At 37.6% G+C, this 23,895-nt stretch carries 25 protein-coding genes; 10 read left to right on the top strand and 15 right to left on the bottom strand.

The window, feature by feature from the left end; genetic code table 11:
- Positions 1-36 precede the first annotated feature (36 nt).
- Positions 37-1,398 carry an NAD-dependent succinate-semialdehyde dehydrogenase gene (locus tag JK629_RS13280; protein ID WP_202336093.1) on the top strand — a complete coding sequence of 454 codons (1,362 nt, stop codon included), beginning with the start codon at positions 37-39 and terminating at the stop codon, positions 1,396-1,398.
- A gap of 61 nt (positions 1,399-1,459) precedes the next feature.
- On the opposite strand, the gene JK629_RS13275 is transcribed toward JK629_RS13280, so the two are convergent.
- Both JK629_RS13275 and JK629_RS13270 read right to left on the bottom strand, forming a co-directional pair.
- Positions 1,460-4,552: a WD40/YVTN/BNR-like repeat-containing protein gene (locus JK629_RS13275; protein WP_202336092.1), complete on the bottom strand. Its 3,093-nt coding sequence runs from the start codon at positions 4,550-4,552 to the stop codon at positions 1,460-1,462.
- An 88-nt stretch (positions 4,553-4,640) separates the two neighbouring features.
- A complete protein-coding gene (locus JK629_RS13270) occupies positions 4,641-5,399 on the bottom strand; it encodes a LolA-like protein (protein ID WP_202336091.1) in 759 nt (252 codons plus the stop codon).
- A 115-nt stretch (positions 5,400-5,514) separates the two neighbouring features.
- Between JK629_RS13270 and JK629_RS13265 the strand changes: the two genes are divergently transcribed.
- Positions 5,515-6,402: a DUF72 domain-containing protein gene (locus tag JK629_RS13265; protein ID WP_202336090.1), complete on the top strand. Its 888-nt coding sequence runs from the start codon at positions 5,515-5,517 to the stop codon at positions 6,400-6,402.
- Between the two features lie 22 nt (positions 6,403-6,424).
- Here the strand turns inward: JK629_RS13265 and JK629_RS13260 are convergent, their stop codons facing one another.
- From JK629_RS13260 to JK629_RS13250, 3 genes are read right to left on the bottom strand one after another with little or no spacing between them, the layout of a single operon-like run.
- Positions 6,425-7,486, bottom strand: a complete 1,062-nt coding sequence (locus tag JK629_RS13260) for an endonuclease/exonuclease/phosphatase family protein (RefSeq protein WP_202336089.1) — start codon at positions 7,484-7,486, stop codon at positions 6,425-6,427.
- A 50-nt stretch (positions 7,487-7,536) separates the two neighbouring features.
- Positions 7,537-8,805, bottom strand: coding sequence for a mechanosensitive ion channel family protein (locus tag JK629_RS13255; protein ID WP_202336088.1), 1,269 nt, complete (start codon positions 8,803-8,805; stop codon positions 7,537-7,539).
- Positions 8,806-9,111, bottom strand: a complete 306-nt coding sequence (locus JK629_RS13250; RefSeq protein WP_202338063.1) for a DUF3817 domain-containing protein — start codon at positions 9,109-9,111, stop codon at positions 8,806-8,808.
- Between the two features lie 85 nt (positions 9,112-9,196).
- Here JK629_RS13250 and JK629_RS13245 point away from each other — a divergent pair, with 85 nt between their 5' ends.
- On the top strand, positions 9,197-10,117 hold the full coding sequence (locus JK629_RS13245; RefSeq protein WP_202336087.1) for a mechanosensitive ion channel family protein: 921 nt from the start codon (positions 9,197-9,199) through the stop codon (positions 10,115-10,117).
- 6 nt (positions 10,118-10,123) lie between these two features.
- Here JK629_RS13245 and JK629_RS13240 read toward each other — a convergent pair whose 3' ends face one another.
- On the bottom strand, positions 10,124-10,738 hold the full coding sequence (locus JK629_RS13240; protein WP_202336086.1) for a M15 family metallopeptidase: 615 nt from the start codon (positions 10,736-10,738) through the stop codon (positions 10,124-10,126).
- A gap of 70 nt (positions 10,739-10,808) precedes the next feature.
- On the opposite strand from JK629_RS13240, the gene JK629_RS13235 reads away from it, so the two are divergent.
- Entirely contained in the window at positions 10,809-11,531 is a 723-nt protein-coding gene (locus tag JK629_RS13235; protein ID WP_202336085.1) for an SDR family oxidoreductase, read from the top strand.
- 85 nt (positions 11,532-11,616) lie between these two features.
- On the opposite strand, the gene JK629_RS13230 is transcribed toward JK629_RS13235, so the two are convergent.
- From JK629_RS13230 to JK629_RS13210, 5 genes are all read right to left on the bottom strand, one after another.
- Positions 11,617-12,459, bottom strand: coding sequence for an OmpA/MotB family protein (locus JK629_RS13230; protein ID WP_202336084.1), 843 nt, complete (start codon positions 12,457-12,459; stop codon positions 11,617-11,619).
- A 96-nt stretch (positions 12,460-12,555) separates the two neighbouring features.
- Positions 12,556-12,693, bottom strand: coding sequence for a hypothetical protein (locus JK629_RS13225; protein WP_045080956.1), 138 nt, complete (start codon positions 12,691-12,693; stop codon positions 12,556-12,558).
- Positions 12,694-12,726: 33 nt separating this feature from the next.
- Positions 12,727-13,620 (bottom strand): mechanosensitive ion channel family protein, encoded by an 894-nt coding sequence (locus JK629_RS13220; RefSeq protein ID WP_202336083.1) that lies wholly within the window; start codon positions 13,618-13,620, stop codon positions 12,727-12,729.
- Positions 13,621-13,631: 11 nt separating this feature from the next.
- Complete coding sequence (locus JK629_RS13215; protein ID WP_202336082.1) at positions 13,632-15,449, bottom strand: SLC13 family permease; 1,818 nt, start codon at positions 15,447-15,449, stop codon at positions 13,632-13,634.
- 101 nt (positions 15,450-15,550) lie between these two features.
- A complete protein-coding gene (locus tag JK629_RS13210) occupies positions 15,551-16,417 on the bottom strand; it encodes a sigma-70 family RNA polymerase sigma factor (protein WP_068760299.1) in 867 nt (288 codons plus the stop codon).
- Positions 16,418-16,833: 416 nt separating this feature from the next.
- On the opposite strand from JK629_RS13210, the gene JK629_RS13205 reads away from it, so the two are divergent.
- Positions 16,834-17,487, top strand: a complete 654-nt coding sequence (locus JK629_RS13205) for a hypothetical protein (protein ID WP_202336081.1) — start codon at positions 16,834-16,836, stop codon at positions 17,485-17,487.
- 138 nt (positions 17,488-17,625) lie between these two features.
- Positions 17,626-18,081, top strand: coding sequence for a universal stress protein (locus JK629_RS13200; RefSeq protein ID WP_202336080.1), 456 nt, complete (start codon positions 17,626-17,628; stop codon positions 18,079-18,081).
- 18 nt (positions 18,082-18,099) lie between these two features.
- Here the strand turns inward: JK629_RS13200 and JK629_RS13195 are convergent, their stop codons facing one another.
- Complete coding sequence (locus JK629_RS13195) at positions 18,100-18,399, bottom strand: hypothetical protein (RefSeq protein WP_202336079.1); 300 nt, start codon at positions 18,397-18,399, stop codon at positions 18,100-18,102.
- Between the two features lie 135 nt (positions 18,400-18,534).
- Here JK629_RS13195 and JK629_RS13190 point away from each other — a divergent pair, with 135 nt between their 5' ends.
- The 3 genes from JK629_RS13190 (at position 18,535) to JK629_RS13180 (ending at position 21,465) form a co-directional block, all read left to right on the top strand.
- Complete coding sequence (locus tag JK629_RS13190; RefSeq protein ID WP_202336078.1) at positions 18,535-18,819, top strand: DUF1456 family protein; 285 nt, start codon at positions 18,535-18,537, stop codon at positions 18,817-18,819.
- Between the two features lie 694 nt (positions 18,820-19,513).
- The gene (locus tag JK629_RS13185) at positions 19,514-20,128 is read left to right on the top strand and encodes a YqaA family protein (protein ID WP_202336077.1); all 615 of its coding nucleotides are present in this window, start codon (positions 19,514-19,516) and stop codon (positions 20,126-20,128) included.
- A gap of 68 nt (positions 20,129-20,196) precedes the next feature.
- Positions 20,197-21,465: an MFS transporter gene (locus JK629_RS13180; protein ID WP_202336076.1), complete on the top strand. Its 1,269-nt coding sequence runs from the start codon at positions 20,197-20,199 to the stop codon at positions 21,463-21,465.
- Positions 21,466-21,507: 42 nt separating this feature from the next.
- Here the strand turns inward: JK629_RS13180 and JK629_RS13175 are convergent, their stop codons facing one another.
- Both JK629_RS13175 and JK629_RS13170 read right to left on the bottom strand, forming a co-directional pair.
- Entirely contained in the window at positions 21,508-21,684 is a 177-nt protein-coding gene (locus JK629_RS13175) for a hypothetical protein (protein ID WP_202336075.1), read from the bottom strand.
- Positions 21,685-21,757: 73 nt separating this feature from the next.
- Entirely contained in the window at positions 21,758-22,309 is a 552-nt protein-coding gene (locus tag JK629_RS13170; RefSeq protein ID WP_202336074.1) for an ExbD/TolR family protein, read from the bottom strand.
- Positions 22,310-22,411: 102 nt separating this feature from the next.
- On the opposite strand from JK629_RS13170, the gene JK629_RS13165 reads away from it, so the two are divergent.
- Positions 22,412-23,029, top strand: coding sequence for a Crp/Fnr family transcriptional regulator (locus tag JK629_RS13165; protein WP_202336073.1), 618 nt, complete (start codon positions 22,412-22,414; stop codon positions 23,027-23,029).
- Here the strand turns inward: JK629_RS13165 and JK629_RS13160 are convergent.
- A complete protein-coding gene (locus JK629_RS13160; protein ID WP_202336072.1) occupies positions 23,026-23,895 on the bottom strand; it encodes a pirin family protein in 870 nt (289 codons plus the stop codon). The two genes, JK629_RS13165 and JK629_RS13160, sit on opposite strands and share 4 nt — an antisense overlap.

Below are 23,895 nucleotides of genomic sequence, written 5' to 3'. Positions count from 1 at the left end.
GTTCTCAATGTTTTCAATACTTTTAAAAGAAAAACCATGGCCACAACCACTTCCATCAATCCTTATAACGGAAAGGAATTGAAATCGTATAAAAACCACACAAAAAAGGAAATTTCCGAAATTATCGATAAAGCCGACAAACGTTTTTACAATTGGCGTGAAACACCTTTTTCCGAAAGAAAAAAACTGATGTTGGCCGCCGCTTCTGAATTGAAAAAAAACAAAAGGGAATATGCCGAAACAATGACTTTGGAAATGGGAAAGCCTATTTATCAGGCCATTGCGGAGATTGAAAAGTGTTCATGGGTGTGTGAATATTATGCCGAAAATGCCGAAAAGCAACTTCAAAACGAAGTAATAAAGACCGATGCCCACAAAAGCTACGTAAGCTACGAACCACTTGGTGTCGTGCTCGCAATTATGCCATGGAATTACCCGTTTTGGCAAGTTTTTAGATTTGCTGCACCAGCTTTAATGGCAGGCAATATTGGTGTTTTGAAACACGCTTCAAATGTTTTTGGAAGTGCTTTAAATATTGAAAAAGTATTTAACAGGGCAGGGTTTCCAAAAAACTGTTTTACCACTTTATTAGTTGGAAGTGATGCTGTTGAAGGAATTATTGAAAATGAAAAAATAAAAGCAGTAACGCTTACCGGAAGCGGTCCTGCGGGTTCTTCCGTGGCATCGGTTGCGGGTAAAAATATTAAAAAAACGGTATTGGAGCTTGGCGGAAGCAATGCGCTGATCGTGATGAAAGATTGCGACATGGACAAAACGATAGACACTTGTGTGCAGGCCCGTTTCCAAAATACTGGGCAGAGCTGTATAGCAGGAAAACGCTTGCTGATTGACGAATCTATTTCGGAAGAATTTGTTGAAAAAATGCTTGTGAAAGTTCGGGAATTGAAAAGTGGTGACCCTATGGACGAGGAAACTTATATTGGAACATTAGCACGTGAGGATTTGGCAAAGGATCTGGAAAAACAGGTTAATGCATCCGTAAAAGCGGGAGCTAAAATAAGGATAGGAGGAAAGCGGCAGGGTGCTTATTTTGAACCTACTATTTTAACAAACGTTGCTAATAAGATGGCCGTATTTAATGAAGAAACCTTTGGGCCGGCACTTTCCGTGACAACATTTAAAACTGCGCAAGAAGCTATTTCGCTTTCAAATTCTTCAAAATTTGGATTGGGCGTTTCCATTTTCACCAAGAATATTGAGGAAGCCGAAAAGCTCGCTTTTCGTTTTGATGAAGGCGCGGTTTTTATAAATGAATTGGTGAAAAGCGACCCACGATTGCCCTTTGGTGGAATCAAAAAAAGTGGTTATGGACGCGAGCTCAGCGAACACGGTATTCGGGAGTTTGTGAATCGAAAAACAGTGTTTATCAATAAATAAAAAAAAGCCACGAATGCACAAATAGCATATTATTATTAGTGTATTTGTGACCTAAGAGGGATTATCCCTTTTTCAAAAATTCTTCTTTTCTTTGAATTTCTGGTTTTGGGATGTTGTTTTTTTCCAAAAATGAATAGAATTTTTTTCCTTCTTTTTCCATTATAGTTTCATAGCGTTTCTTTGCTTTTGAAAACTCATCGGAAATCAGTTCGTAATTTGCTTTTGAAGCTCCAGAAACCTTGTTGAAATTTGATGCTACATTGCTGTAAAGATCGCCCATTTTTTCACGTAATTCAGGTTCTGCAGAGGCAACATAATTATCGCCAGTGGTAATTACCAAGTCTTTCCGAAGGTTCTCCAAAGCATCAAATAGCTTTTGGGCTTCTTTTTTCCCTTTTGGATTTTTCTCAATTACTTCAGTAGCTTTTGCTTGTGTTTCGGTGATTTGATATACCATATACGCCAAATCCTCTACCATATTGAATAATTCATCGGTGAGAGTTTCCTGTTCTTTTCGCTGTTCTAAAGTGGTGACCGATTTGTCATCATATTTAACTTCAATGTTATGAGTATAGGTTTCCTTCCCTTTTGTCAGTACTATTTTATATTTTCCTGCAGGAACTCTTGGAGCAGTAAAACCGCTAAAAGCGAGGGTTTTGGCTTGTGCCATTTTTGGAGCCACAGTACTAAAATCCCAGTTCACAATATTAATCCCTTTTGATTTTCCAGGATTGAGTGTCGTTATTTTATTGCCTTCCATATCTTGCACTTCCATCTCCATTTTTCCAAACGTATGGCGTTTTTTCAAGTAATATGCAATTTGTGCAGCGTTGGTTTTATTTTCACCTACAAATTGTGTTTCAGTTCCAAAACTTCCACTAAAACCGCTATCTTCGGTCATTGTGAATGGTTCAGTCTTAAAAAAATGAACGTCCTTATTTAATATTTCAGAATTTAATTCACGCAGGGGACTTATATCGTCAATAATAATAACACCGCGTCCGTGGGTACCCATCACCAAATCATTTGTTCGTTTTTGTAAATCAATAAAATGAACAGCCACAGGAGGCAACTTGTTTGTAAACTGAGACCAGTTTTTTCCACCATCTACTGTAACATAAAGTCCAAATTCAGTGCCCAGGAACAGTAAATCTTCATTTACGTAATCTTCTTGAATATTTCTGACAAATGCTTTTGAATCTATATCATCTGAAATTATAGACTTCCAAGTTTTGCCATAATCAGTGGTTTTCAATGTGTATGGCTTCATATCGCCGGTAGTATGGCCTTCAAAAACTGCATATGCAGTCCCTTTGCCGTGAACACTGGCCTCAATGTGGTAAACCCAAGTATTTTTAGGGATTCCCACAAGATTTTCGGTAAGGTTGGTCCAAGTTTTTCCGCCATCGGTAGTAAGCTGCACATTTCCATCATCGGTTCCCACCCAAATAATATTTTCGTCCATTGGCGATTCAGCAATTGTGAAGATGGTGGTGTGCTTTTCCGCTCCGCTGTTATCAACCGAAAGTCCACCAGAAATGGCTTGATCCTGTTTAGCTTTATCATTTGTTGTTAAATCTGGTGAAATTATGGTCCAGCTATCGCCCATATCGTCGGAACGGTGCAAAAATTGACTTCCCATATAAAATCTATCCGGAGCGAAATTGCTTACGGCCATTGGCGCATTCCAATTAAAACGAAGCTCCGCATCACCTTTTTTGGGCTGGGGTTGCACAGTGGTTGTTCTGTTTAGGTCCACGTCATAACGCCAAACGTTTGCTGCGCCCTGCATTTCTGAATAAATAATGTTCTTGGTAGGGTGCTTTAAGACTCTAAAACCATCACCATAGCCTACACTGTTCCAGTGCCGTGCAGAAACACCGCCAGGGGCAGATGAGGGTCCATACCAGGAACCGTTGTCCTGTAATCCTCCGTACACATTGTAAGGTTGGGCATCGTCAACACTTATGTGATAAAATTGAGAAAGCGGAAGATTCTCCACAATTTCAAAAGTAGAGCCCCCATTCCAGGATCGGTAAACCCCGCCATCTGTTCCCGAATAGATAATATCACTATTATTTATATCGAAAACAACATCGTGAATGTCGCTATGCATATTCCCTAGATTTTTGAAAGTTTTACCTCCATCGCGACTTATAGAACCTGTTAAGCCACCTTTCACTATGATATCAGGATTTTTAGGATCGATAGTTATTCGTGAAAAATAAAAAGGGCGCACGGTAAGCCCAAAATCATTATTTAAATGTTCCCAAGAATTACCGCTGTCGTTTGATCTCCAAAGCCCGTTGGTTTCTTTTTCACCAGTTTCAATTACCGCATAAATTATTTTACTGTCGCTTGGTGCCATTGCAATCCCAATGCGCCCCAGTTTTCCCGATGGAAGATCATTTGTTAATTTATTCCAAGTTTTCCCTCCATCGATGGATTTATAAATTGCACTGTTTTCGCCACCAGAATTGAAACCCCAGCCCGTCCTTCGGAACTGCCACATAGAAGCAAAGAGGACGTTGGGATTTTTGGGATCCATTAAAACATCTGAAGCACCAGTGGAGGATCCTACATATAGAATTTTTTTCCACGTTTTTCCCCCATCGGTGGTTTTATACACACCACGGTCTTCACTGTCACTCCAAAGTGCACCCAAAACGCCCACATATATTTCATCTGTTTTGTTTGGATTTATGACAATGGAAGCAATGCGTTCTGAATTTTCAAAACCTGGAATTTCTTTCCAGTTGTTTCCGCCGTCCGTACTTTTAAATAAACCATTTCCCACCGAAACTGAGTTTCGGGTCCAAGTTTCACCTGTTCCTACCCAAATAACTTCGTCTGGGTTTTTGGGATCTAATGTTATAACCCCTATAGATTGCGCATGTTCATCAAAAATTGGGGCAAACGTTGCGCCGCCATCACTAGATTTCCAAACCCCGCCACCTGCGGCACCAGCGTAAAGAATACGTGCGTTGGTAGGATGGTTTTCAAGATCGTTTATACGACCACTCATGAGGGCAGGTCCAATATGCCGGGCTTCCATATTGCCAAAAAGTTCCTTTCCCTTGAGCACTGTTTCTTGAGCGTAAAAATGCGGAAGTGAGCCAAAGGCTGCAAAAAGTATAAGAATCAATTTTTTCATTACGGTTGGTTTTTAAGGTTGGGCGCTTTGAATATTAATTGAAAAAAAATCCCCGTTCATACAGGGATCTTATTTTCAAAATATATTGTTATTCCTTTTTTTCTGAATTTTCGGAAGTCACAGGAAATGCAAAGATAGCTTTGTCAATTTCGGGATTAACAATTACCTCTTTTAACTGAATTCCTTGCCCTGCCATAGAAAGTGCGAAAGGGAAATATAATCCTTCAACTTCTTGATAATCGCTCATGGTGCTAACATTCATCTGGCCTTTCATAGGACCTTGAGTAATGGGATGTTCTGAAACAATTGGCACAAATGTTTCTGTATCAAAATAATGATAAGAAACATTAGGCTGCTCTACACCATCAACCGTAATAGGGGACTGGGTAAGTTTTATTTTGTATGTTTCAGTACCATCTTTTGTTTCTTTACCCATCAGCTCTACAGTGAAACCTTTGTCTTTATAGTTTAAAAACGGGGAGGGAAAGTCATTAATCTGCTTTTTCATATTTTCAGTAGCTTCTGCATCGCTTTTTTCTGGCAGCATTGTCATAAAATTGGTGCTCCACATTGTTTCCCCATCAAAGGCTTGCTGTACAATTTCTTGACCTTGAAAATTAATCTTTACCAGTTGGTTTCCGTCTTTAGTTTGGAATACTTCTACAGGTATTTCCATGCCTTGGGTATTTGCCGTTGCAGTCATTTTTACAGCCTGTAATTTTTCCCACGAAGCTTTTCCGCCTGTGTTTTCAAAATAGTTGTTAATGATTTCATCTGCAGTTTGCGCAGACATAGGAATAATAGCAGCAAATAAAAAAAGGATGACAAGTGTTTTAATGGTTTTCATAAAATGTTTTTTTTAAATTTCAGTAAATATAAGACTATCAGTTTTATAAAAAGTTACAGGTTAATATTTTTCTGGAATATGTTTTAAAAAGTATCTTTACTTAAAACTAAAAATCATGAAATTCGGAAAAGTGGACGACCCCGGAAATATAGACTTTTCACTTCCGCCGGACCACCCCGGAACAAAAGTCCTGCTGTCGAAGTATAAAAAGGCAATTCCACCAAAGCTCTATGTAGGCTGTGCAAAATGGAACAAGGCAGATTTAAAAGGCTTTTATCCGCGTGGGACAAAAGATGAACTGACATATTACGCAACCCAGTTCAATAGCATTGAGCTGAATGCAACTTTTTACAGAATTTTTCCTGCAGATACCTTTTCGGGCTGGTATGAAAAAACACCTGAAAATTTCAGGTTTTTTCCTAAGTTTTTTCAAGGAATTTCCCATTGGAAAAGGCTTCAGGATTGTGAGGAAACCTTAAATGAATACATTTTGAATTCATCAAATCTGCAGGAAAAATTGGAAATGCCCTTTGTGCAGCTTCCAGATAATTTCGCGCCGAAGAATATGGACAGATTGGAACCGTTTTTCAAAATACTTCCCAAAGACATAAAACCCGCGATAGAATTTAGACATACCGATTGGTTCAACGATAAAAAAATGTCCGAAGAACTTTACCATATTTTAGAAAAATACAGTATCACAAATGTTATTGTGGATACAGCCGGAAGGCGTGATTTACTTCACATGCGGCTTACCACGCCCACTGCTTTTATTCGTTATAATGGCGCTAACCATCCAAGTGATTATACACGGCTGAATGATTGGATAGACCGATTGGAAGAATGGATTGACCAAGGTTTGCAAAACATTTACTTTTTTGTGCACCAAAATATTGAAAAGGCATCGCCATTGCTTTCGGCACATTTTATAAAAAAAGCGAATGAGCGATTTGGAACGAATCTTCACATTCCAAATATGGATAATCCCGACACGCTTTTTTAAGAAAAAAATAGCTGCCGCTGATTTATAATTGCACACGTTCTGCTTGCTGTTTGGCGTTTTTGAGTTGCTTTTCAGAAGGTTTTTCAGGTTGTTGTTCGGCTGCTTTTTCAGGCTCAAAACTGAGATTTGCATAAGTAGGCAAATGATCTGAATTGATATCTTGTCCAAGTTTTATAGCAATAAGTCTAAACTCCGCTGACACGAATATATGGTCCAATGGCCATCGAAAAACAACGCTATTGGCATTGTATGTATTATATATTCCCCTGCCTTTTCGGAGGTCTAATAATTCACCTACATTTTGGAATAAGGATGTGGTGTTTGACCAGGCTACATCATTAAAATCTCCCAAAACAATTACAGGGTAAGTAGATGTTCTGCTTAAATTGGCAATTTTCATCATTTCTGAATCCCTGTCTGTAGAACGGGGATTGTGCTGTGGCATAGGCGGAGTAGGGTGAATGCTGTATAGTTGCACTGTATCACCGCTTGTTAACAACAGTTTAGTGTGTATGGAAGGAATTTTTTTATCAACCAAATATTTTACCTCAGGATTTATTAATTGGTACTTTGAGTACAATAGCATACCATATGTATTGTCTTGGGGAACCTCTACCCTATATTTGTATGCATCGGGTAAGTTTTTAACAACATAATCCCTCCATCTCTCATTGGTTTCTACGAGCAACATTATATCTGGATTCATCTCTTTGAAATCCGAGATTAAAAGTTCAGGTTTTTTGTTGGATTGAAGTACGTTGGCAGCGTACAATGAAATGGTAGTCCCCGCATTTTTTTCTTGGCTATCTTGAATGTCTTTAGCTGCAAGGGGTGTATAGGGTATTATTTTCCACGCTTGCATAATGAGGCAAGCAGCCAAAATGGTTACAAATAAATAATCGTTTACCCGCTTCACCTCAAACCTCATGAAAAATACCACAAACGCTACAAATGTTAATATTGTAAGCTGAATATGCGGAAAATCGAAAATACGTATCCACCAATAATCCACAGCCACAAATGGAAAAATTGTAAGTATAACCGCAACTGTTCCTAAAATATAAAGAAACGATTTAAACTTCATGAAAATGGACAGGTTTATATTTTAAAGATAGTTTTTATTTCTTTAAAAACTTAATCATGGTGCAGAGATGAAAAATCCTTACCGGTAGGAAGTTCAAATATTTCCAAATCAAAATAGGGTATGGCTGCCAATAAATGATCAAAAATATCGGCCTGAATGTGTTCGTAATTTTCCCACTTCTTGTCGCGGCTAAAGCAGAAAATCTCAATGGGAATGCCTTTATCAGTGGGTGATAAATGACGAACCATCATAAAAAGATCTTTGTTTATTGCAGAATTTTCATTTAAGAAAGCATCTGCATAATGCCGAAAAACCCCAAGATTGGTCTGGTTTCGTCCGTTTATCAAAAGTTTTTTGTCAGCTTCGTTCATTCTATTGTGTTTATCCACATCTCTTTGGCGGTGTTCCAAATAGGGTTTTATCAATTGAATTTTTTTGAGCTTCTCAATATCTTCCGAAGAAAGAAATTTTATGGATGTTTGCTTGATGAATATGGAGCGTTTTATTCTACGGCCTTTACTTTCCTGCATACCGCGCCAGTTTTGGAAGGAATCTGCAATTAGGCTATAGGTGGGAATGGTAGTATAGGTATTGTCAAAATTCTGTACGCGAACCGTCGCAAGATTTATCTCGGTTACGTAACCGTCGGCGCCAAATTTGCTGAACGTAATCCAATCGCCAATGCGTACAATATCATTTACTGAAACCTGGATACTTGCTACAAAACCAAGGATTGTATCCTTAAAAATCAAAAGGATTACCGCAGAAGCCGCTCCCAATGTTGTTAAACTGATTACGGAATAGCCCGTGAGCAATTGTATGATCCAAAAAATGCCAACACCCCAAGCAAAGATCATCATTACCTGCACGTAACTCTCCATGGGTTTGTCACGGTAGCGTTCCTTTTCCTCAAGAAAATTCCGAGTGGTGCGTAAAATACTTCTAAAGATAAGTACACAAAGAATGACCAAATATACCTGAGCCGCAACCTGAAGTAAATTTGTTATAAACGGCGATTCAATAAAGATAATGGGTATAAGGTACCAAACGATTCCTAAGGGTAAGGTATGGGCAATAAATCTGGGAAAATTACTTTTTACCAAATAATCATCAAAGGTGGTTTTGGTTTTGTCACTGAAAGCCTTAAATGCTTCCACAATAAATCTTCTGAAAACAACATCAAGAATTACAACCGCAGTAAATATAATGACGCAGTTTACCAGTACATTCAAAAAAATAGCCCATTCTACGACCATTCCTTCACTTACAAGGTAATCTTGGAATACGCAGCTATAATTTTGAATTGTTTCCCTATTCATTTATAAATATTTACGTTCCACATAAAAAGGACCGAAAGGTAACACGGAGCACATTACCACAATAAATAAATCTGTAATAGACCATTTCAACTTTTTATACATATATAGAGCACCCCCAACGTAAAGCACAAATAGCACTCCGTGCGCCATGCCTACTACTTGAACCATTTGAGGCATATGCCAAATGTATTTTAGGGGCATTGCAATTCCCAAAAGAACCAAAAAAGAGATAGCCTCTAATGTGCTTATTAATTTAAATGATTTTACTGAAAGATCCACAACTTTTATTTTCTTGCAAAGATACATCTTGCGCAATGCCCTACTAAATTTTAAGAATAATTTATTTGATGTCTTCATTTATCAAGAATGTTTATCTTTAAAAGAAAAATAGATGCTGCCACTTTTACAATCGCCAAGCGAAACAATCCAAAATTCATTACAGAACTATTATGAAGAATTCTTAAAGATTCTTCCGCGGATTGCCTTGGCAATTTTGGTGATTATATTGGGCGTGTTACTTGCCCAATTGTTAACCAATTTCTATAAAAGACGATTCCAGCAAAAATCTGAAGATCCGCTAATGGCAAAGTTTTTGGCCCAAGCGGTTAAAATCATTTTAATTATAATTGCCATTATGATTGCCTTGCGCGTAGCAGGCCTTGATGGCATAGCCACTGGAGTATTAACGGCCGTGGGCGGGGGCGCCATTATTTTGGGATTTGCCTTTCAGGATATTGGCAAAAATTTTTTGGCGGGGGTGATTCTTGCATTTAATAGGCCATTTAATATTAATGATACTATCAAAATAGACAATATATTCGGAAAGGTGAGGGCCTTAAGCTTTCGGTATTCCCATATAAAAACATTTGATGGCCGCGATATATATATTCCCAATAGCGATGTGCTTACCAAACCTGTTGAAAATTACACAGCCGATGGTTTTTTCCGTGTGGATTTTACGGTTGGAATTGGTTATGAAGATAATATTGAAGCTGCCAAGAGAGTAATTCAGGAGGTCTTGGATAATAACAAAGAAATAATTCGTGATGAAACCCATGAAAATTTTGTGATTGAAGATGAACTTGCCGCAAGTACCGTAAACCTAAAGGTATTCTTTTGGGTAGACACTGTCGACTATAGAAGAGCGTCACGTGTATTGCGAGGTATAATAATAAAACAGGTAAAGGAGGCATTGGCCAATGCCGATTTCAATTTACCATCTGATGTGATCGAGTTAAAATTATATAAGAATACACCTGAAATCCCCTTTAAAATAAGTGGAAATGCAGAAAAAAATCTTCCCCATAAATAATAAATTTTATTCGCAGGGTAGGGGAAGGTTCAACGTTGTGTAGCTCCAATTTTTTTTGTAACTGAAATGCCACCATTCCGTTCTGATGGTGCTGAAACCAAATTTTCGCATCCCTTCAAAGAGCAACTTTCGGTTGGCGAGTATTTCTTTTGAAAAATTGTAATTGTCAATGTGCGCTTCCTTTCCGAAGTAATCGTAATCGCTGCCCATTTCAACATAGCAACCTTCCAGAGTTTCCAGGGTAATATCTACTGCTGCACCCCGGTTGTGGATGGAGCCATTGCCATAAGGATTGCCCACATAGGTTGGTCGCGGCACTTTTGCCCACATCTTTTTCTGTACGTCCAAGGGGCGGTAGCAATCGTAGATTTTTATGCGGTAACCCTTTTCACAAAAATATTGGTTGGCTTGTAATAAGGCTTCTACTACTTCGGGGCGAAGCAAACATTCGGCACAGTCGTAAAGTGCTTCGCCTATAAAATTATGGGGGGTAGCATAGCGTATTTCGTAAACAAATTCAGTTGAAAAGTCTTTGAGGTTAACCAAAGGTTTCTGGAGTTTCCCATTGGAAGAAAAACCAAAGAACAGAAAGATAAATAATACATTAGGCAAAAACTTCATCTTTCAAATTTAAGCAGAATTTAATAACATTCCATTTCACAATTGGTAACTTTGGGGAAAACGAAAAACAATGAATGATTTAGAAAAAAAAACCGCACTCATTACTGGCGGTACAAAAGGAATAGGTTACGGAATTGCAGAAGCATTGCTTAAGGAAGGCATCAATGTAGCCATAACAGGAAGAACAAAGAAAACTGCAGAAGAAGCCGCAAAAAAATTAAACTCCAACGGAAATGATAGGGCACAGGCCATCGGACTTGAAGCTGATGTTCGAAACTACGAGAGTCAACAAAAAGCTGTTCGTGACGGCGTGGCCAAATTTGGCGGTATTGATATTGTTATTGCAAATGCAGGACTTGGACATTTTGGCTCTGTGGAAGATATTTCCATTGAAGAATGGAAGGAGACAATTGATACAAATCTTTCAGGACCCTTTTACACCTTGAAAGCAAGCGTTGAACAATTAAAAAACAACAAAGGTTATTTTATAAGTATATCTAGTTTGGCGGGTACTAACTTTTTTAAAGGAGGAAGCGCTTATAACGCAAGCAAATTTGGATTGACAGGTTTTACACAAGCAGCAATGCTGGATCTTCGTGATCACGGGGTAAAGGTGAGTACCATTATGCCCGGTTCGGTTTCTACGCATTTCAATGGAAATAACCCAGATGCTAAGGATTCTTGGAAGATACAAATTGAAGATATAGGCAAGCTTGTAGTAGATTTACTAAAAATGAATCCGCGCACCTTGCCAAGCAAGATTGAAGTTAGGCCTACAATGCCTCCATCATAACGAGTAGTTTATATAGAATAAATATTTAAAAAGGCGGTTCATCCATGCGATGAACCGCCTTTTTAAATATATACTGTCTAAGTATTTAGTTGGCAGAAAGAAGCGCCAAGAATTTATCAAGGTTTGGGAGAATTACAATACGGGTTCTTCTGTTAGTAGCACGGCCTTCCTTGGTTTCATTTTCGGTTAGAGGGTGAAAACTACTACGTCCAGCAGCAATCAATTTTTCTGGAGCAACACCATATTCATCCTGCAATATGCGAATCACGGCAGTGGAACGGTCTACGCTCAATTCCCAGTTATCTTTAATATAAGCGCCTGGCTTCACGGTCTGGCTATCTGTGTGTCCTTCAACCATAACCTCAAGTGCTGGCTCGCTGTTGATTACATTCGCAAGACGCTCCAAAAGTGGATTTGCTTTTTTGTTAACGCGTGCACTTCCTGAATTGAACAACAACTTATCAGAAATAGTAATCATTACTACCGTTTCATCAATATCGATTTTGATATCGTCTTCTTCACCTTCACCCGCTAAACTGTTATCTAGGTTCTTTTTAAGATTGTGGGAAACGATAAGATTCATTGAATCTTTTAGGGTTTTTGCCTGTGCCAATTCTTGGGGATCTACCTTGGCAAGGGCTTTTCGCATGTTTTCCTTATCATTTTCTGAAACCACAACACCTTCAATTTGCTGAAGACGGCTGTTGTTACTGTCAGTCAATGATTGGATTTTTGAATTGTAACTAGCAACGCGTTCTTCAATCTTTGCGTATTTGGCTTCAATTTCTTCTTTTTCAAGCTGGGTTTTGGCTAGGGTAGAACGGGTATCGTTGTACTGGTTCTCCAATTCTACATACTTCTTTTTTGATACACATGAGGTAGCAAAAATAGCTGTCGCCAGCATGGTTAGTGCAATAGCTTTTTTCATAATACTAAGTTTTTAAAGGTTTGTAGTGCAAATATAACCGCGTACCTCTCAAAAAAATTAGTTAATGGATGCTATTGTTTTGTTAAAAGTAGTTTCTCAAAAAACATCAAATACGAAACCCAACAACCAATAAAGGATTAGGAAAACTACAATTGTGCCAATGCAGCCACATTTGCCGCCGCCAATCTTTTTGGCGCCCCAACCTGCCAACAATATTCTAAGCAATTTTTTCATATGCAATATCTTAATTTAAACTTTATAAATTTTTTACTCATCCTTATTGGGTGCAATTTGCAACCTGTTTTTTCCAAAATCCAAAGTGCGGATAGGGAACGGGATGTTTATGCCAGCCTCGTCAAAGTTTTTCTTGATAAGTTTAATTGCTTTGTGCCGGGCCTCAAGTTTTGGCTTTGGTTTTGTGCTGGATATCCAAAAGCGGGTGACAAAGTTGATGGAACTGTCACCAAATTCAGTAAAAAAGAATTCAACTCCTTCATTGTGCTTTTGTTCAAAATTTTCTGACATTATTTTTACCACCAAATCTTCAACTTTTTGTAAATCGCTTTCATAGCCCACACCACAACTTACATCTATTCGTGACCGGTTTGATAAGGAATAATTGGTAAAAGGATTTTCTATAAAAACGGAATTGGGTATTATGACGTATTCATTGTCTGTTTGCCGTATCGTTATGTTGCGAAGGTTTATTTCATCTACATAACCATTTTTGCCTTGGGTCTCAATAAAATCGCCAATGCGAACCTTGGGCAAGAAAGAAAGCATTAGCCCAGAGAAGGTATTGCTCAAGGTACCTTGTAAGGCCAAACCAATTGCCAAGCCCACTACTCCGGCACCTGCGAGTACGGATGTAAGAACTTTGTCAAGTTGCATAACGCCGAGCGCAATAAAAAATCCTATGAGCAGTACTACAGCATATACAATGCGTGAAAGCATCTGTTTTATGGATTCTTCGGAAATTTTACGAAAAAGCAATCTATTGGATAGCCTTCGGAGGCCTTTGGCTATAAAGTAAAAAATCACCATTACCAAAATGGCAACCACAAAATTGGGAAGCTTTAGGATAATTGCATCTAGCCAGCCATCCAGTTTGTCCCACAAATTTGAAATAGAATTGTTAATTGAAAAATTTTCTTTGGCCATCTTGCATTTTTTTAAAATAATGTTGAAAGCATAAATGTACCCAAAATCCATAGGATTATGGAAAGAATGCCACCAATTATAAAGAAATGTTTGAACTTATAAAAGCCCATCCCATAGATTAAGGTATTTGTTTGGTAGCCCATTGGGGTAAAAAAGCTAAAATTGGCGCCAAAAAGTACTGCCAAAATAAAAGGTTTCATCGCTAAATCCAGCCCCACGGCAACGGCTATTGCAATAGGCGTCATTATAATTGCCGTGGCATTATTGCTTACCACACTGCTCATGAGCATCGTTATTAAAAAGATAAGCCCAATTATTATAATATTTGATTGTCCGCTCAAAATATCAAGCAAGTGGTCTGAAATCCATTTATCAGCACCGGTATTGTTCATTGCAATCCCTAAAGGGATCATCCCTGCAAGTAAAAATATGACCTGCCAATTTATTCGATGGTATACATCATTTAAATCTAAGCAACGTGTTAAGAGCAAAAGCCCCACGCCAGTTATGGCGCTTATTAAAATGCTCAAAACCCCACTTGCTGCCAATCCAACTACCAATATCAGAATGGCAAATGAGATACTCCTTTTTTTTCTATCTACCGAAGGCTTGGTTTCGTGCTCACGTAGTATGGCCACGTTTTCCATTTCATTCAGTTGGTTTATTTCATCTTTTGGAATTTCTACCAATAATCTGTCCCCAGGCTTAAGGGTAATCTGTTCAATGTTTTTACGGACCAACCTTTCTTTAGTATTTCGGATGTTTCTGCGTTTTTTTATTGCAATGGGCAGTGCATTTTGCAAAGTTTGCTTGCGAAGTTGCTTTAAGGTTTTTCCTATTAAAATAGAACCCGGAAGAATCAAAAGCTCTACCAATCCTATATCTTCCTGTTTTTTGGAGCTGTCTGCATCGACCTCTTCTTCCTTTTTTTGAAAATTTTCCTTTGTTTTGTGGACGCTTAAATCCTTTGCTTCGTTAAGCTTTGCAAGATTTTCCAAATCGCACATCAAAACCAACTTGTCTTTTGCCTTTAAGGTAATATACCGTCCGGGAGCGTTGGTGGTTTGCTTGCCTCGGTTCAATTTTAAAATTGATATTTCTGGGTTGGTATATAGAAAGGTATCCTCAATTTTTTTATCGATGAGGTCAGAATCTTCATTAATTACCACCGTTGTTACATAATTGTCCAAATCATATGCGTCCTGTAAATCTTCTTTGGAATCCTTCGGAAGCCATTTTGAAGCAATTGTTATTACGATAATGCCAACAACTAAAAAAAAACTGCCAAAAAAGGTAAATTCAAAAAAACTGAACCGTTCAGCGCCCAAGTCTTTCGCAACAGAGTTTACGATAAGGTTTGTGGATGTTCCCATCAAGGTACAGCTTCCCCCTAAAATACCCGCAAACGAAATAGGCAGGAGCAGCTTGCCCTGTGAGAGGTTAAAGCGTTTTGATAATTCTGAAATAATTTTGATAAAAACAATTACTACTGCAGTAGTATTAATAAATGCTGAAATACCACCCGTTATAAACATTAATACCGGAAGCAATAAGAAAAGCGGTAAAATGTGAAGGTTTTTAAGAAGTCGAGCCAGCGAAGCGATAACCCCGTTGTCCTCCAGCGCCAAGGCAATTATCATTAGCGAAAGAACAGTAATTGTTGCTGTATTTGAAAATCCGGAAATTGCTTCTTCTGGATTCACTAACCCTGTGAGGGCTAGGGAAGCAATGATTAGCATCGCAATTTTGTCAACCGTAAAAATTTCGAAAGCGAAAAGAATAATGGTGACAAAAAGAATAGAAAAAACGAGTATTATTTCTGTGGTCATTTGTTTTGATGGTTAGCCTTATAAAGATAACCGCAGAAATAAAACCCGTTACTAAGAATTTCTTAAAATATTGAAGCCGCCAATATTTTTAACATATTGGTTTAGCCCAAATACTTTTTCAAGATATGGCTTTTTGAGGTTTGGCGAAGTCTTCTGATTGCTTTTTCGCGTATTTGTCTTACCCGTTCTCGGCTCAAATCAAAAGTATCACCGATTTCCTGTAGGGTCATTGGCGGCTGCCCACACAAACCAAAATTAAGTTTTACAACATCAGCCTCTCGTGGTGCTAAAGTATCAAGAGCGCGGTTTATCTCAATGCGAAGCGACTCGTGCAGTAAACTTTTATCTGGGTTTGGACTTTCGCCAGAGCTAAGCACATCGTATAAGTTATTATCGTTTTCACCTTCCTGGAAAGGTGCGTCCATTGAGAGACTTCGCGTGGAATTTTTAAGTGAACTTTTCACTTTTGATTCACTGAAATCAAGTTCTTTGGCTATTTCAGCTGCAGTGGGAATACGCTGAAATTTTTGCTCTAAGTGTATGGAAGCCTTTTTAATTTTATTTATGTCACCAATTTTGTTTAACGGTAAGCGTACAACACGAGATTGCTCTGCGATAGCTTGCAAAATGGCTTGACGGATCCACCAAACGGCGTAAGATATAAATTTGAAACCGCGGGTTTCATCAAACCTTTTGGCAGCTTTTACCAAACCTACATTACCTTCATTTATAAGGTCGGGAAGACTCAATCCCTGATTTTGATATTGTTTTGCCACGGAAATCACAAATCTTAAGTTTGCTCTGCTCAGCTTATTTAGCGCAGCTTGATCTCCTTCACGAATGCGTTGTGCCAATTCAACCTCCTCTTCGGCTGTTATTAAATCTATCTTGCTTACATCCTGTAAATAGCTGTTTAAAGATTTGGTTTCGCGATTGGTAACTTGCTTCGTGATCTTAAGTTGTCTCATATATTCTCTTGTTTTTAATAATAACACGGCATAGTAATACATTTTATGGTAATTTCCAAATAGTTAACAGAAGTTGTTAAAATTTTACTATATAATTTTTTTTGCATACTTTAAACGAAAATTTCTATGAGATTAAAAAAAATTCTTTTTTCCACCTTCTATTTTTTTTGTGCCATACTGTATGCGCAAAAACCCACCGAAGTTCCCAAGCCAAGTGAAAAACCGATAGATTTGTCAAATCCGGCAGATATTATTATTTATATCGTGCTTCCGTTATGCGTAGTGTTGTTGTTTTTCGTATGGCGAGGAAAACGAAAAAATCGAAAAAAATAAATTTTCAGTTTTAATATTATATATTTTAATTGGAATACTATTTTTGGTGCAATTGTTGTTAATATCAAGAAAGCTTTATAAGTATGATAAAACAAATAGTTTTCTTCAGTTTTGTGCTGTTCAGTTGGGTAACATTCTCCCAAATAGATTTGCCCAATAATTCTGTGCGTTTTGATGCTACCGATTCAAATCTGAACAGCTCAACAGGTTTTGAGATTCCTGCCGTCAAAGCGCCGTCACTTTCTAATACCAAAAACCCGAACACACCTGACAATTCTGAAATAGGTAAGGAAAAAGAAAAACAGATTGATATGCAAAACGGTGATGGTTTATTGGAATATTCTGGAACCAATAAAGCTCCAAAATATTTCACAAAAGATAAAGAGGAAAAGCCTGAATATGGGAAAGACCAATATTTGGGCGATTTTAAAACCACTGCCAAAAAAGCTACTTTTATGTACCGTGACCACGAATTTGTGGATGGTGATATGATCCGTATTTATGTTAATGGCGAAATCGCCATACCACAGGCAAGACTTGAAGGCAGTTTTCGTGGTTTTGATCTGCCACTGCAGGACGGGTTTAACAAAATAGATTTTGAAGCACTCAACCAAGGTTCCTCTGGGCCCAATACTGCGCAATTGAATATATACGATGAAATTGGTAATCTGCTAGCTTCTTATGAGTGGAATCTTTTAACCGGCAATAAAGCTACAGCAATTGTTGTAAAACAATAATCTTTATCAAATTTTTAGGCTTCACAATGCCAGTTATACAATGAAGGGGTTTTCATAAAAATTTAATCTATAAATATTTCTTCAAAACTTAAGGATTTTAACGAATGTGCTTTAACTTTATACTAAATATTTAAAGTTATGAAGAGAGTACTTATAACATTGGACTATAATCCCAATTCTGAAAAAGTTGTAAATAAAGGAAAAGAACTTGCACAATTAATGAATGCTGAAATCTGCCTCTTACACGTGCTTGCCGATGTACGCTATTACGGAATGCAATATGAACCTTTTATGGGCTATGAAGGCTATGCGTTTCCGGTTGATTTCAGAATTCAGGAAGAATTCGTGAAAGTGGCACAGGATTATCTTGATAAAACAGCAACACATATAGGCAAAGAAAATATTACAACACACCTAGCCGAAGGTGATACTGCAAAAAGAATTTTGGAGTATGCCGAAGAATGGAGGGTAGATGTAATCGTTATGGGAACCCATAGCCATGGAACATTGGAAAAAATATTCCTCGGTACCGTAGCATCCAGTGTTTTGGAGCATACAAAAATCCCAGTTTACATGGTACCGACCGGAAAGTAATCAAGTTTAAAGAGGGTGTTATAGCGGTTTATCCTGCTCTAAACTTTCATTATCGTCACTACCTTGACTGAATAGCTTGTTCTCTTCATCGCGAAGGCCATTGCCTTTATTTTTTTTAGCTTGCTCGCGGCCTGGCACGTCTAGATCATTTCCAGCAAAATCTACTTTTTCCTTTCGATCTTTTAGCTGCTGGTCATCGCCACCGTCCCCATGGATGTTTTTTTGTGACAGTATATCCTTATCGTGTTCCGTTACATTTGGATTGTACGGAAGCTTTTCATCTTTGGGCTTACTTGTATTTTTCTCAGAAGTTTTCATATTTTTTATTTTAAAGATATTTTAAATGAAGAAAACCTGCAGTCCATTTAACACATATTAAATAAAATATAACAGCTATTTAAGGTTTGCCATTTAAGTTTGGTAACTTCGCAATATAATTCAACCTAAAGAACCATGGCACTTTCAAACAACAATATAATGAAAAAACTACGCGTAGCCCACAAACTGCGAGATGAGGATATTGTAAAAATATGCTCGTTGGTTGATTTTGCTGTAACCAAAAGTGAATTGGGCGCCATTTTCAGAAATGAGAACCATCCTAAATATATGGAATGTGGCGATCAGTTTCTTCGGAATTTTTTAAATGGGTTGGTAATTCACTTAAGAGGCCCAATGCCCAAAAAGAAAAAACCTTCTAAACCAAAACCCAGCTTGAATAGGGGAAAAGAAAAAAGCTGAATCAAATTTCTTTAATCCAGCTTTAGTCAGTTTTTGATTTTATATGTCTCAATAAATATATCTGCATGTCTTTCTGATTGTAGGATCTTCAAACAAATGCTTATTGACGTTTAGATAGTTCAACGTATGCTGCTTTTGTGATCCGCATTTAATCCTCTTTTGAATGTTTCGTAAGGTTTTCATAGTTAATTGTCTTATTGGTTTTTTTGAAATACGTTATTTAAAACGTCTTTTCGAATTCCAAAGATGTGATTTGGAAGTTAAAGGTCTGTGTTGTTTTTCGTTACTGTCTAATGTTCTCATGATTATAAATTTTTAATTGTTTGAATTTTTAGTGAAATCTTCTTCTTAAATTCCAAGAATAGGCTCTTGAAGTTTTCATCTTTGCTGTTAACTGATTGCTGTCTAAAGTTCTCATAATAAAAGTTTTTATTGGGTTATATCTAAAAGACGCAGTTATTAAAGTATTGTTACAGTACTATGTAATGCAAAGTAATGATTTAACGAAATATTAACTTTTAAGGCGAATTTTTTTGGGGAAATGAATGCGCGATGTTTAACATTCCATTAACCGCCAAACAATTGCCAAATGCTTGCAGGGTAGGGGCTTTAAATATATATTTGCACCTTAGTAAGCATAATTTTTATTGATGCTTATTAGATTAAAATTCCAAAGCATTATCCCAAATTGAAAATGAACACCGTAAAAAAAACTGAAACAAATAAATTAAGGCGTACCCATCTTTATTATAAATACACTGGCTTTTATTCTTTTGTAGGGCAAAGCCTTAAAAAAGCAATAGTACCGATTCTCTTAGTGGTAGCAGCATTAATTGTTGTAGACCTTTATGTAATAGATTTCAGTAATCTGTTTACCTATATTACAGAAACCTATGCACCCATAAATATTCTGCTTGTATTCCTTGCTTCGGAATCACTTTTAGGCCTTGTTCCGCCAGAGATTTTTATAGCGTGGAGCGATAAAATGCCACAGCCTTTGCTGTATTTAACCTTATTGGCAGCACTGTCATATATTGGTGGTATCATTTCATACTTTATTGGAAAATGGGTTTTTACCATTCCTCGTGTTTATGATTACATGGAGGGAAAGATGAAAAAACATTTAAAACACATTCGTAAATGGGGTGGTTTTTTAATTGTGGTTGGTGCTTTATTACCCATTCCTTTTTCCATGACCAGTATGGCCGCCGGGATGATTCATTATAAATTCAGAAACTATCTTTTGTTTGGCTTGCTTCGTTTTGTGCGCTTTTATCTGTATGCCATTGCCATATTCAGTTTGGTGTAGTACTTTTGAAATAGCGGAGTAGTTGCTTCGTGAAAGCATTTCATTCTTATAAAATTCATTTCTTTTAAATGAAGAAAACTGATCCCTACGCCGCTCTACGATTTCGGGAATTTAATATTTTTCTTTTGGTTCGCTTCGCAATGGTGTTTGCTTGGACCATGCAGTTTGTAGTTATTGAATGGGAGGTATACAGTTTGACCAAAAATCCGCTTTCCCTAGGTATTATTGGTTTAATGGAAGTGATTCCCGCTGTTTCCATGGCGCTTTTTGCGGGGCATGTGGTGGACCAAAGTGAAAAACGAGGGTTGCTTATAAAATGTATTTTTGGTTTTTCTGTGGTAAGTCTTGGTTTATTTTTATTGACATGGCCTCGAATTGTTTCCGATCTTTCAACTAATGTGGTTCTTTATTTAGTGTACGCATTGGTTTTTATCGGTGGTATTGTTCGTGCCTTTCTTGGGCCTACTATATTTTCACTTTTTTCGTTATTAGTTCCTAAAAAAATATATCCCAATGCCGCTACTTGGAGTAGTTCCGTTTGGCAGATGGGCGCAGTTGTAGGTCCCGCTGCCGGAGGATTTTTTATACATTGGATTGGTGTGCATTGGTCTATGTGCTTTGTTTTTGCATTTTCATTGATGGCTTTATTGCTGTTACTTCAAATTCCGAAGAAACCGATTTTAAACCCAAACATTGGTGAGCCTATTATGAAAAGCTTGAAAGAGGGGATTAAATTTGTTAGAAACACACGAGTGATATTAGGTGCCTTAACTTTAGACATGTTTGCGGTTTTGTTTGGTGGTGCCGTCGCGCTACTCCCCATTTATGCTCAGGATATTTTAAAAGTGGGTCCGGAAGGTTTTGGTATTTTGCGTGCTGCTCCCGCTGTGGGCGCATTGCTTATTATGTTTACATCAGCACATTTTCCCCTAAATAAAAATGCGGGCATGAAATTGCTTGCAGCAATATTCGGTTTCGGTATCTGTATAATTGTATTTGGGCTTTCCACGTGGTTTTGGGTTTCGGTAATTGCACTTTTCTTAAGTGGCGTGACTGATGGAATCTCAATGATTATAAGACAAACCATCCTTCAATTGCGCACTCCCGATGCCATGCGTGGGCGAGTGGCTTCCGTAAATTCTATGTTTGTAGGTTCTTCCAATGAATTGGGTGCTTTTGAAAGCGGACTTACCGCCAAATTGATGGGAACCGTTACCGCAGTGGTTTTTGGCGGTGGAATGACAATATTGACTGTACTAGGTACTGGATTTTTCTTTCCAAAACTGAGAAAACTTGATTTGAGGAAGGATTTGGAAGAACATGAAAAACAGCAATAATAAATTTTTAATATTGCAAATTGGAAATAGTTTTAATATAATTTAACCTCCTAAATCATAAAACCATTCTTCTGCTTCTATAATGGCTTTGGAAATTGCTTTTTCTTCTGAAATACCCCCTTTTTGCATCAATTCTTGAGCTATCTCTATTGCTTTCTCACGAACTTCCGGCGCCAGATTTTGTAATTTGGGTTTAAAGTTTTCGAAGGTCCATTTCATTTTGATGCATCTTTTAATATAAATTTAAAATAAAAAAAATTACTGAAATGAAAAGCAATTCATATAAATACTATTACTGGGAAAGCTCGATAATCCGGAAAGGGTAAGCTTCCTGTACTTTTTTTAATTCTTCATCGCTGATTTTATCTATATCCTTTTTTAAAATTTCAGTCACATAGGATTCTCTCAATTCAAAATAAGCCTTGGCGATTTCATCCTGAATTGAAATAAAACTTTGGTAAGGGACGTCGCGATGGATTGATAAGGAAATAGAAGCTTTTTTAGGATTGTCAGATGCTTCGGCAAGTTTTTCACCTTTGCAATGATCACAAGAGGTATCGCCATTATTATCTATAAAGGTTTTTAATTTCTCCTTTAAACCTTCCACAATTGTCAATTCTCCATTGGCCATTATCTCTCCCTTCTCATTTACATTTATTGTGAAAAGGTTATTTTTCTTGATTGGCACATTACACTCGGCACCAGGTGGGCATGCTAGCGGAAGATTGCTCGCAATCCCTTTATCGTTTGGAATCATTGATGTTACCAAGAAGAAAATTAAAAGTAAAAAGGCAATGTCGGCCATACTACCGGCATTTACGGAAGGTGATGTGGAATTTCTCATAATTGAAATGGTTTAAGTGTTCACTTCTTCAGAAAACAAAAAAAGTGCCAAGAGTATATTCAGCAAAAAACCGTAATTTTAAAATGTTTAGAAACCCTTCCCATGACGAATGAAAAAAACAATACAGCACTGACGCCCTTCAATAATTATTTATTAAAAATTTCGGGGATGACGAATGAGGAAGTGGTGCGTTTATCTTCAGAATTGAAAAGGCAAACATTTCAAAAAGGGGAGTTGCTACTAAAGAAAGGTGCGGTTTGCAAACACTCCTTTTTTGTTGAAAAAGGTTTGGTGCGCTCCTATATGCTTGATGAATCTGGGAAGGAGCACGTAATTCAATTTGCTCCTGAAAATTGGTTTATTGTAGATAGAAGCAGTGTGTATTTTAACGATGCCTCGGAAAGTTATATTGAAGCCATAGAAGATACAGAAGTTGTTTTAATAGGAGAGGATTTTATTTGTAAGGCAAATGAAACCAGCCAGGTATTCAGAAGGTTCAATGATAAATTATTGCACAACCACATTCGGCATATGCAAAAAAGAATCAATTTGTTACTGGGTGCAACGGCAGAAGTTCGCTATTTAAGTTTTATTGAAATGTATCCCGATTTATTGTTGCGAGTGCCACAGTGGATGATAGCTTCTTATTTGGGAATCACCCCTGAAAGTTTGAGCCGCGTTCGGAAAGAGCTGGCACACAAAAATTTTAAACCAAATTAATCAGGTAGCGGCACAAATTCAGTCTCACCGGATACTTTTGGAAATAGTTGTGCCTTCCAGTCTTCGCGTGCTTTTTCTATAATAGATTTATCTGTTGCAACAAAATTCCAGTGAATGTGACGTTCTTCGGGAAAAGGTTCGCCACCAAAAATGTAAACTGTAGTGTTCTCGCCAATTTCAAACTCGCATAGCTTACTGTCATTGGCTACAAGAATTTGTTTGGGATCGTAACAGTTTCCTTCACTAAAAATATTTCCTTCCAAAATGTAAAGGCCGCTTTCCCCAAAAAGATAATCGCCAAGACGCACTTTACGTTTTTTACCGCTTTTCACTTCAATAAAATACAATTTACTATGAACCGGGACAGGTGATTTTTTACCTAAAACCTCTCCAGCAATCACTTTAATTGAAACTCCGTCCATTTCCAAATGCGGAATATCCTGTTTATTTGTGTGGTGTAATGTAGGTTCCATAGCTTCCAAATGCTTTGGTAGCGCTACCCATATCTGCAAACCGTGTAATCTTTTTTTGCTTTTGCGAAGATTTTCAGGAGTTCTTTCGGAGTGTACTACGCCTTTACCGGCGGTCATCCAATTTACGGCACCGGGAGTAATTTCAACAGCGGAACCTAAACTATCGCGGTGCATAATACTTCCTTCAAAAAGGTAGGTAAGCGTGGAGAGCCCAATATGAGGATGGGGGGGGACATCCAGATTTTCATTTTCATCCATCTCCACTGGCCCCATATGATCTATAAATGCAAAAGGACCAACCATTCGTTTTTCGCGGAATGGGAGTAAGCGACCCACCATAAAATTACCAATATTGGCGGTGCGTTCCGGAATTATTGTATTTAGGTTAGACAT

The sequence above is a fragment of the Aequorivita iocasae genome, from assembly GCF_016757735.1.
In the GTDB taxonomy this organism is placed as follows: domain Bacteria; phylum Bacteroidota; class Bacteroidia; order Flavobacteriales; family Flavobacteriaceae; genus Aequorivita; species Aequorivita iocasae.
Note: the sequence above shows the minus strand (reverse complement) of the source record. Positions and strands in the feature narration are given on the sequence as shown.

Coding starts and splice junctions, on each gene's coding strand:
- JK629_RS13215 (WP_202336082.1), bottom strand. CDS start 15,449: ATGACCACAGAAATAATACTCGTTTTTTCTATTCTTTTTGTCACCATT.
- JK629_RS13235 (WP_202336085.1), top strand. CDS start 10,809: ATGAATGATTTAGAAAAAAAAACCGCACTCATTACTGGCGGTACAAAA.
- JK629_RS13245 (WP_202336087.1), top strand. CDS start 9,197: ATGCTGCCACTTTTACAATCGCCAAGCGAAACAATCCAAAATTCATTA.
- JK629_RS13185 (WP_202336077.1), top strand. CDS start 19,514: ATGAACACCGTAAAAAAAACTGAAACAAATAAATTAAGGCGTACCCAT.
- JK629_RS13240 (WP_202336086.1), bottom strand. CDS start 10,738: ATGAAGTTTTTGCCTAATGTATTATTTATCTTTCTGTTCTTTGGTTTT.
- JK629_RS13275 (WP_202336092.1), bottom strand. CDS start 4,552: ATGAAAAAATTGATTCTTATACTTTTTGCAGCCTTTGGCTCACTTCCG.
- JK629_RS13265 (WP_202336090.1), top strand. CDS start 5,515: ATGAAATTCGGAAAAGTGGACGACCCCGGAAATATAGACTTTTCACTT.
- JK629_RS13230 (WP_202336084.1), bottom strand. CDS start 12,459: ATGAAAAAAGCTATTGCACTAACCATGCTGGCGACAGCTATTTTTGCT.
- JK629_RS13160 (WP_202336072.1), bottom strand. CDS start 23,895: ATGTCTAACCTAAATACAATAATTCCGGAACGCACCGCCAATATTGGT.
- JK629_RS13200 (WP_202336080.1), top strand. CDS start 17,626: ATGAAGAGAGTACTTATAACATTGGACTATAATCCCAATTCTGAAAAA.
- JK629_RS13175 (WP_202336075.1), bottom strand. CDS start 21,684: ATGAAATGGACCTTCGAAAACTTTAAACCCAAATTACAAAATCTGGCG.
- JK629_RS13270 (WP_202336091.1), bottom strand. CDS start 5,399: ATGAAAACCATTAAAACACTTGTCATCCTTTTTTTATTTGCTGCTATT.
- JK629_RS13220 (WP_202336083.1), bottom strand. CDS start 13,620: ATGGCCAAAGAAAATTTTTCAATTAACAATTCTATTTCAAATTTGTGG.
- JK629_RS13165 (WP_202336073.1), top strand. CDS start 22,412: ATGACGAATGAAAAAAACAATACAGCACTGACGCCCTTCAATAATTAT.
- JK629_RS13225 (WP_045080956.1), bottom strand. CDS start 12,693: ATGAAAAAATTGCTTAGAATATTGTTGGCAGGTTGGGGCGCCAAAAAG.
- JK629_RS13190 (WP_202336078.1), top strand. CDS start 18,535: ATGGCACTTTCAAACAACAATATAATGAAAAAACTACGCGTAGCCCAC.
- JK629_RS13210 (WP_068760299.1), bottom strand. CDS start 16,417: ATGAGACAACTTAAGATCACGAAGCAAGTTACCAATCGCGAAACCAAA.
- JK629_RS13205 (WP_202336081.1), top strand. CDS start 16,834: ATGATAAAACAAATAGTTTTCTTCAGTTTTGTGCTGTTCAGTTGGGTA.
- JK629_RS13170 (WP_202336074.1), bottom strand. CDS start 22,309: ATGAGAAATTCCACATCACCTTCCGTAAATGCCGGTAGTATGGCCGAC.
- JK629_RS13250 (WP_202338063.1), bottom strand. CDS start 9,111: ATGTATCTTTGCAAGAAAATAAAAGTTGTGGATCTTTCAGTAAAATCA.
- JK629_RS13195 (WP_202336079.1), bottom strand. CDS start 18,399: ATGAAAACTTCTGAGAAAAATACAAGTAAGCCCAAAGATGAAAAGCTT.
- JK629_RS13280 (WP_202336093.1), top strand. CDS start 37: ATGGCCACAACCACTTCCATCAATCCTTATAACGGAAAGGAATTGAAA.
- JK629_RS13255 (WP_202336088.1), bottom strand. CDS start 8,805: ATGAATAGGGAAACAATTCAAAATTATAGCTGCGTATTCCAAGATTAC.
- JK629_RS13260 (WP_202336089.1), bottom strand. CDS start 7,486: ATGAAGTTTAAATCGTTTCTTTATATTTTAGGAACAGTTGCGGTTATA.
- JK629_RS13180 (WP_202336076.1), top strand. CDS start 20,197: ATGAAGAAAACTGATCCCTACGCCGCTCTACGATTTCGGGAATTTAAT.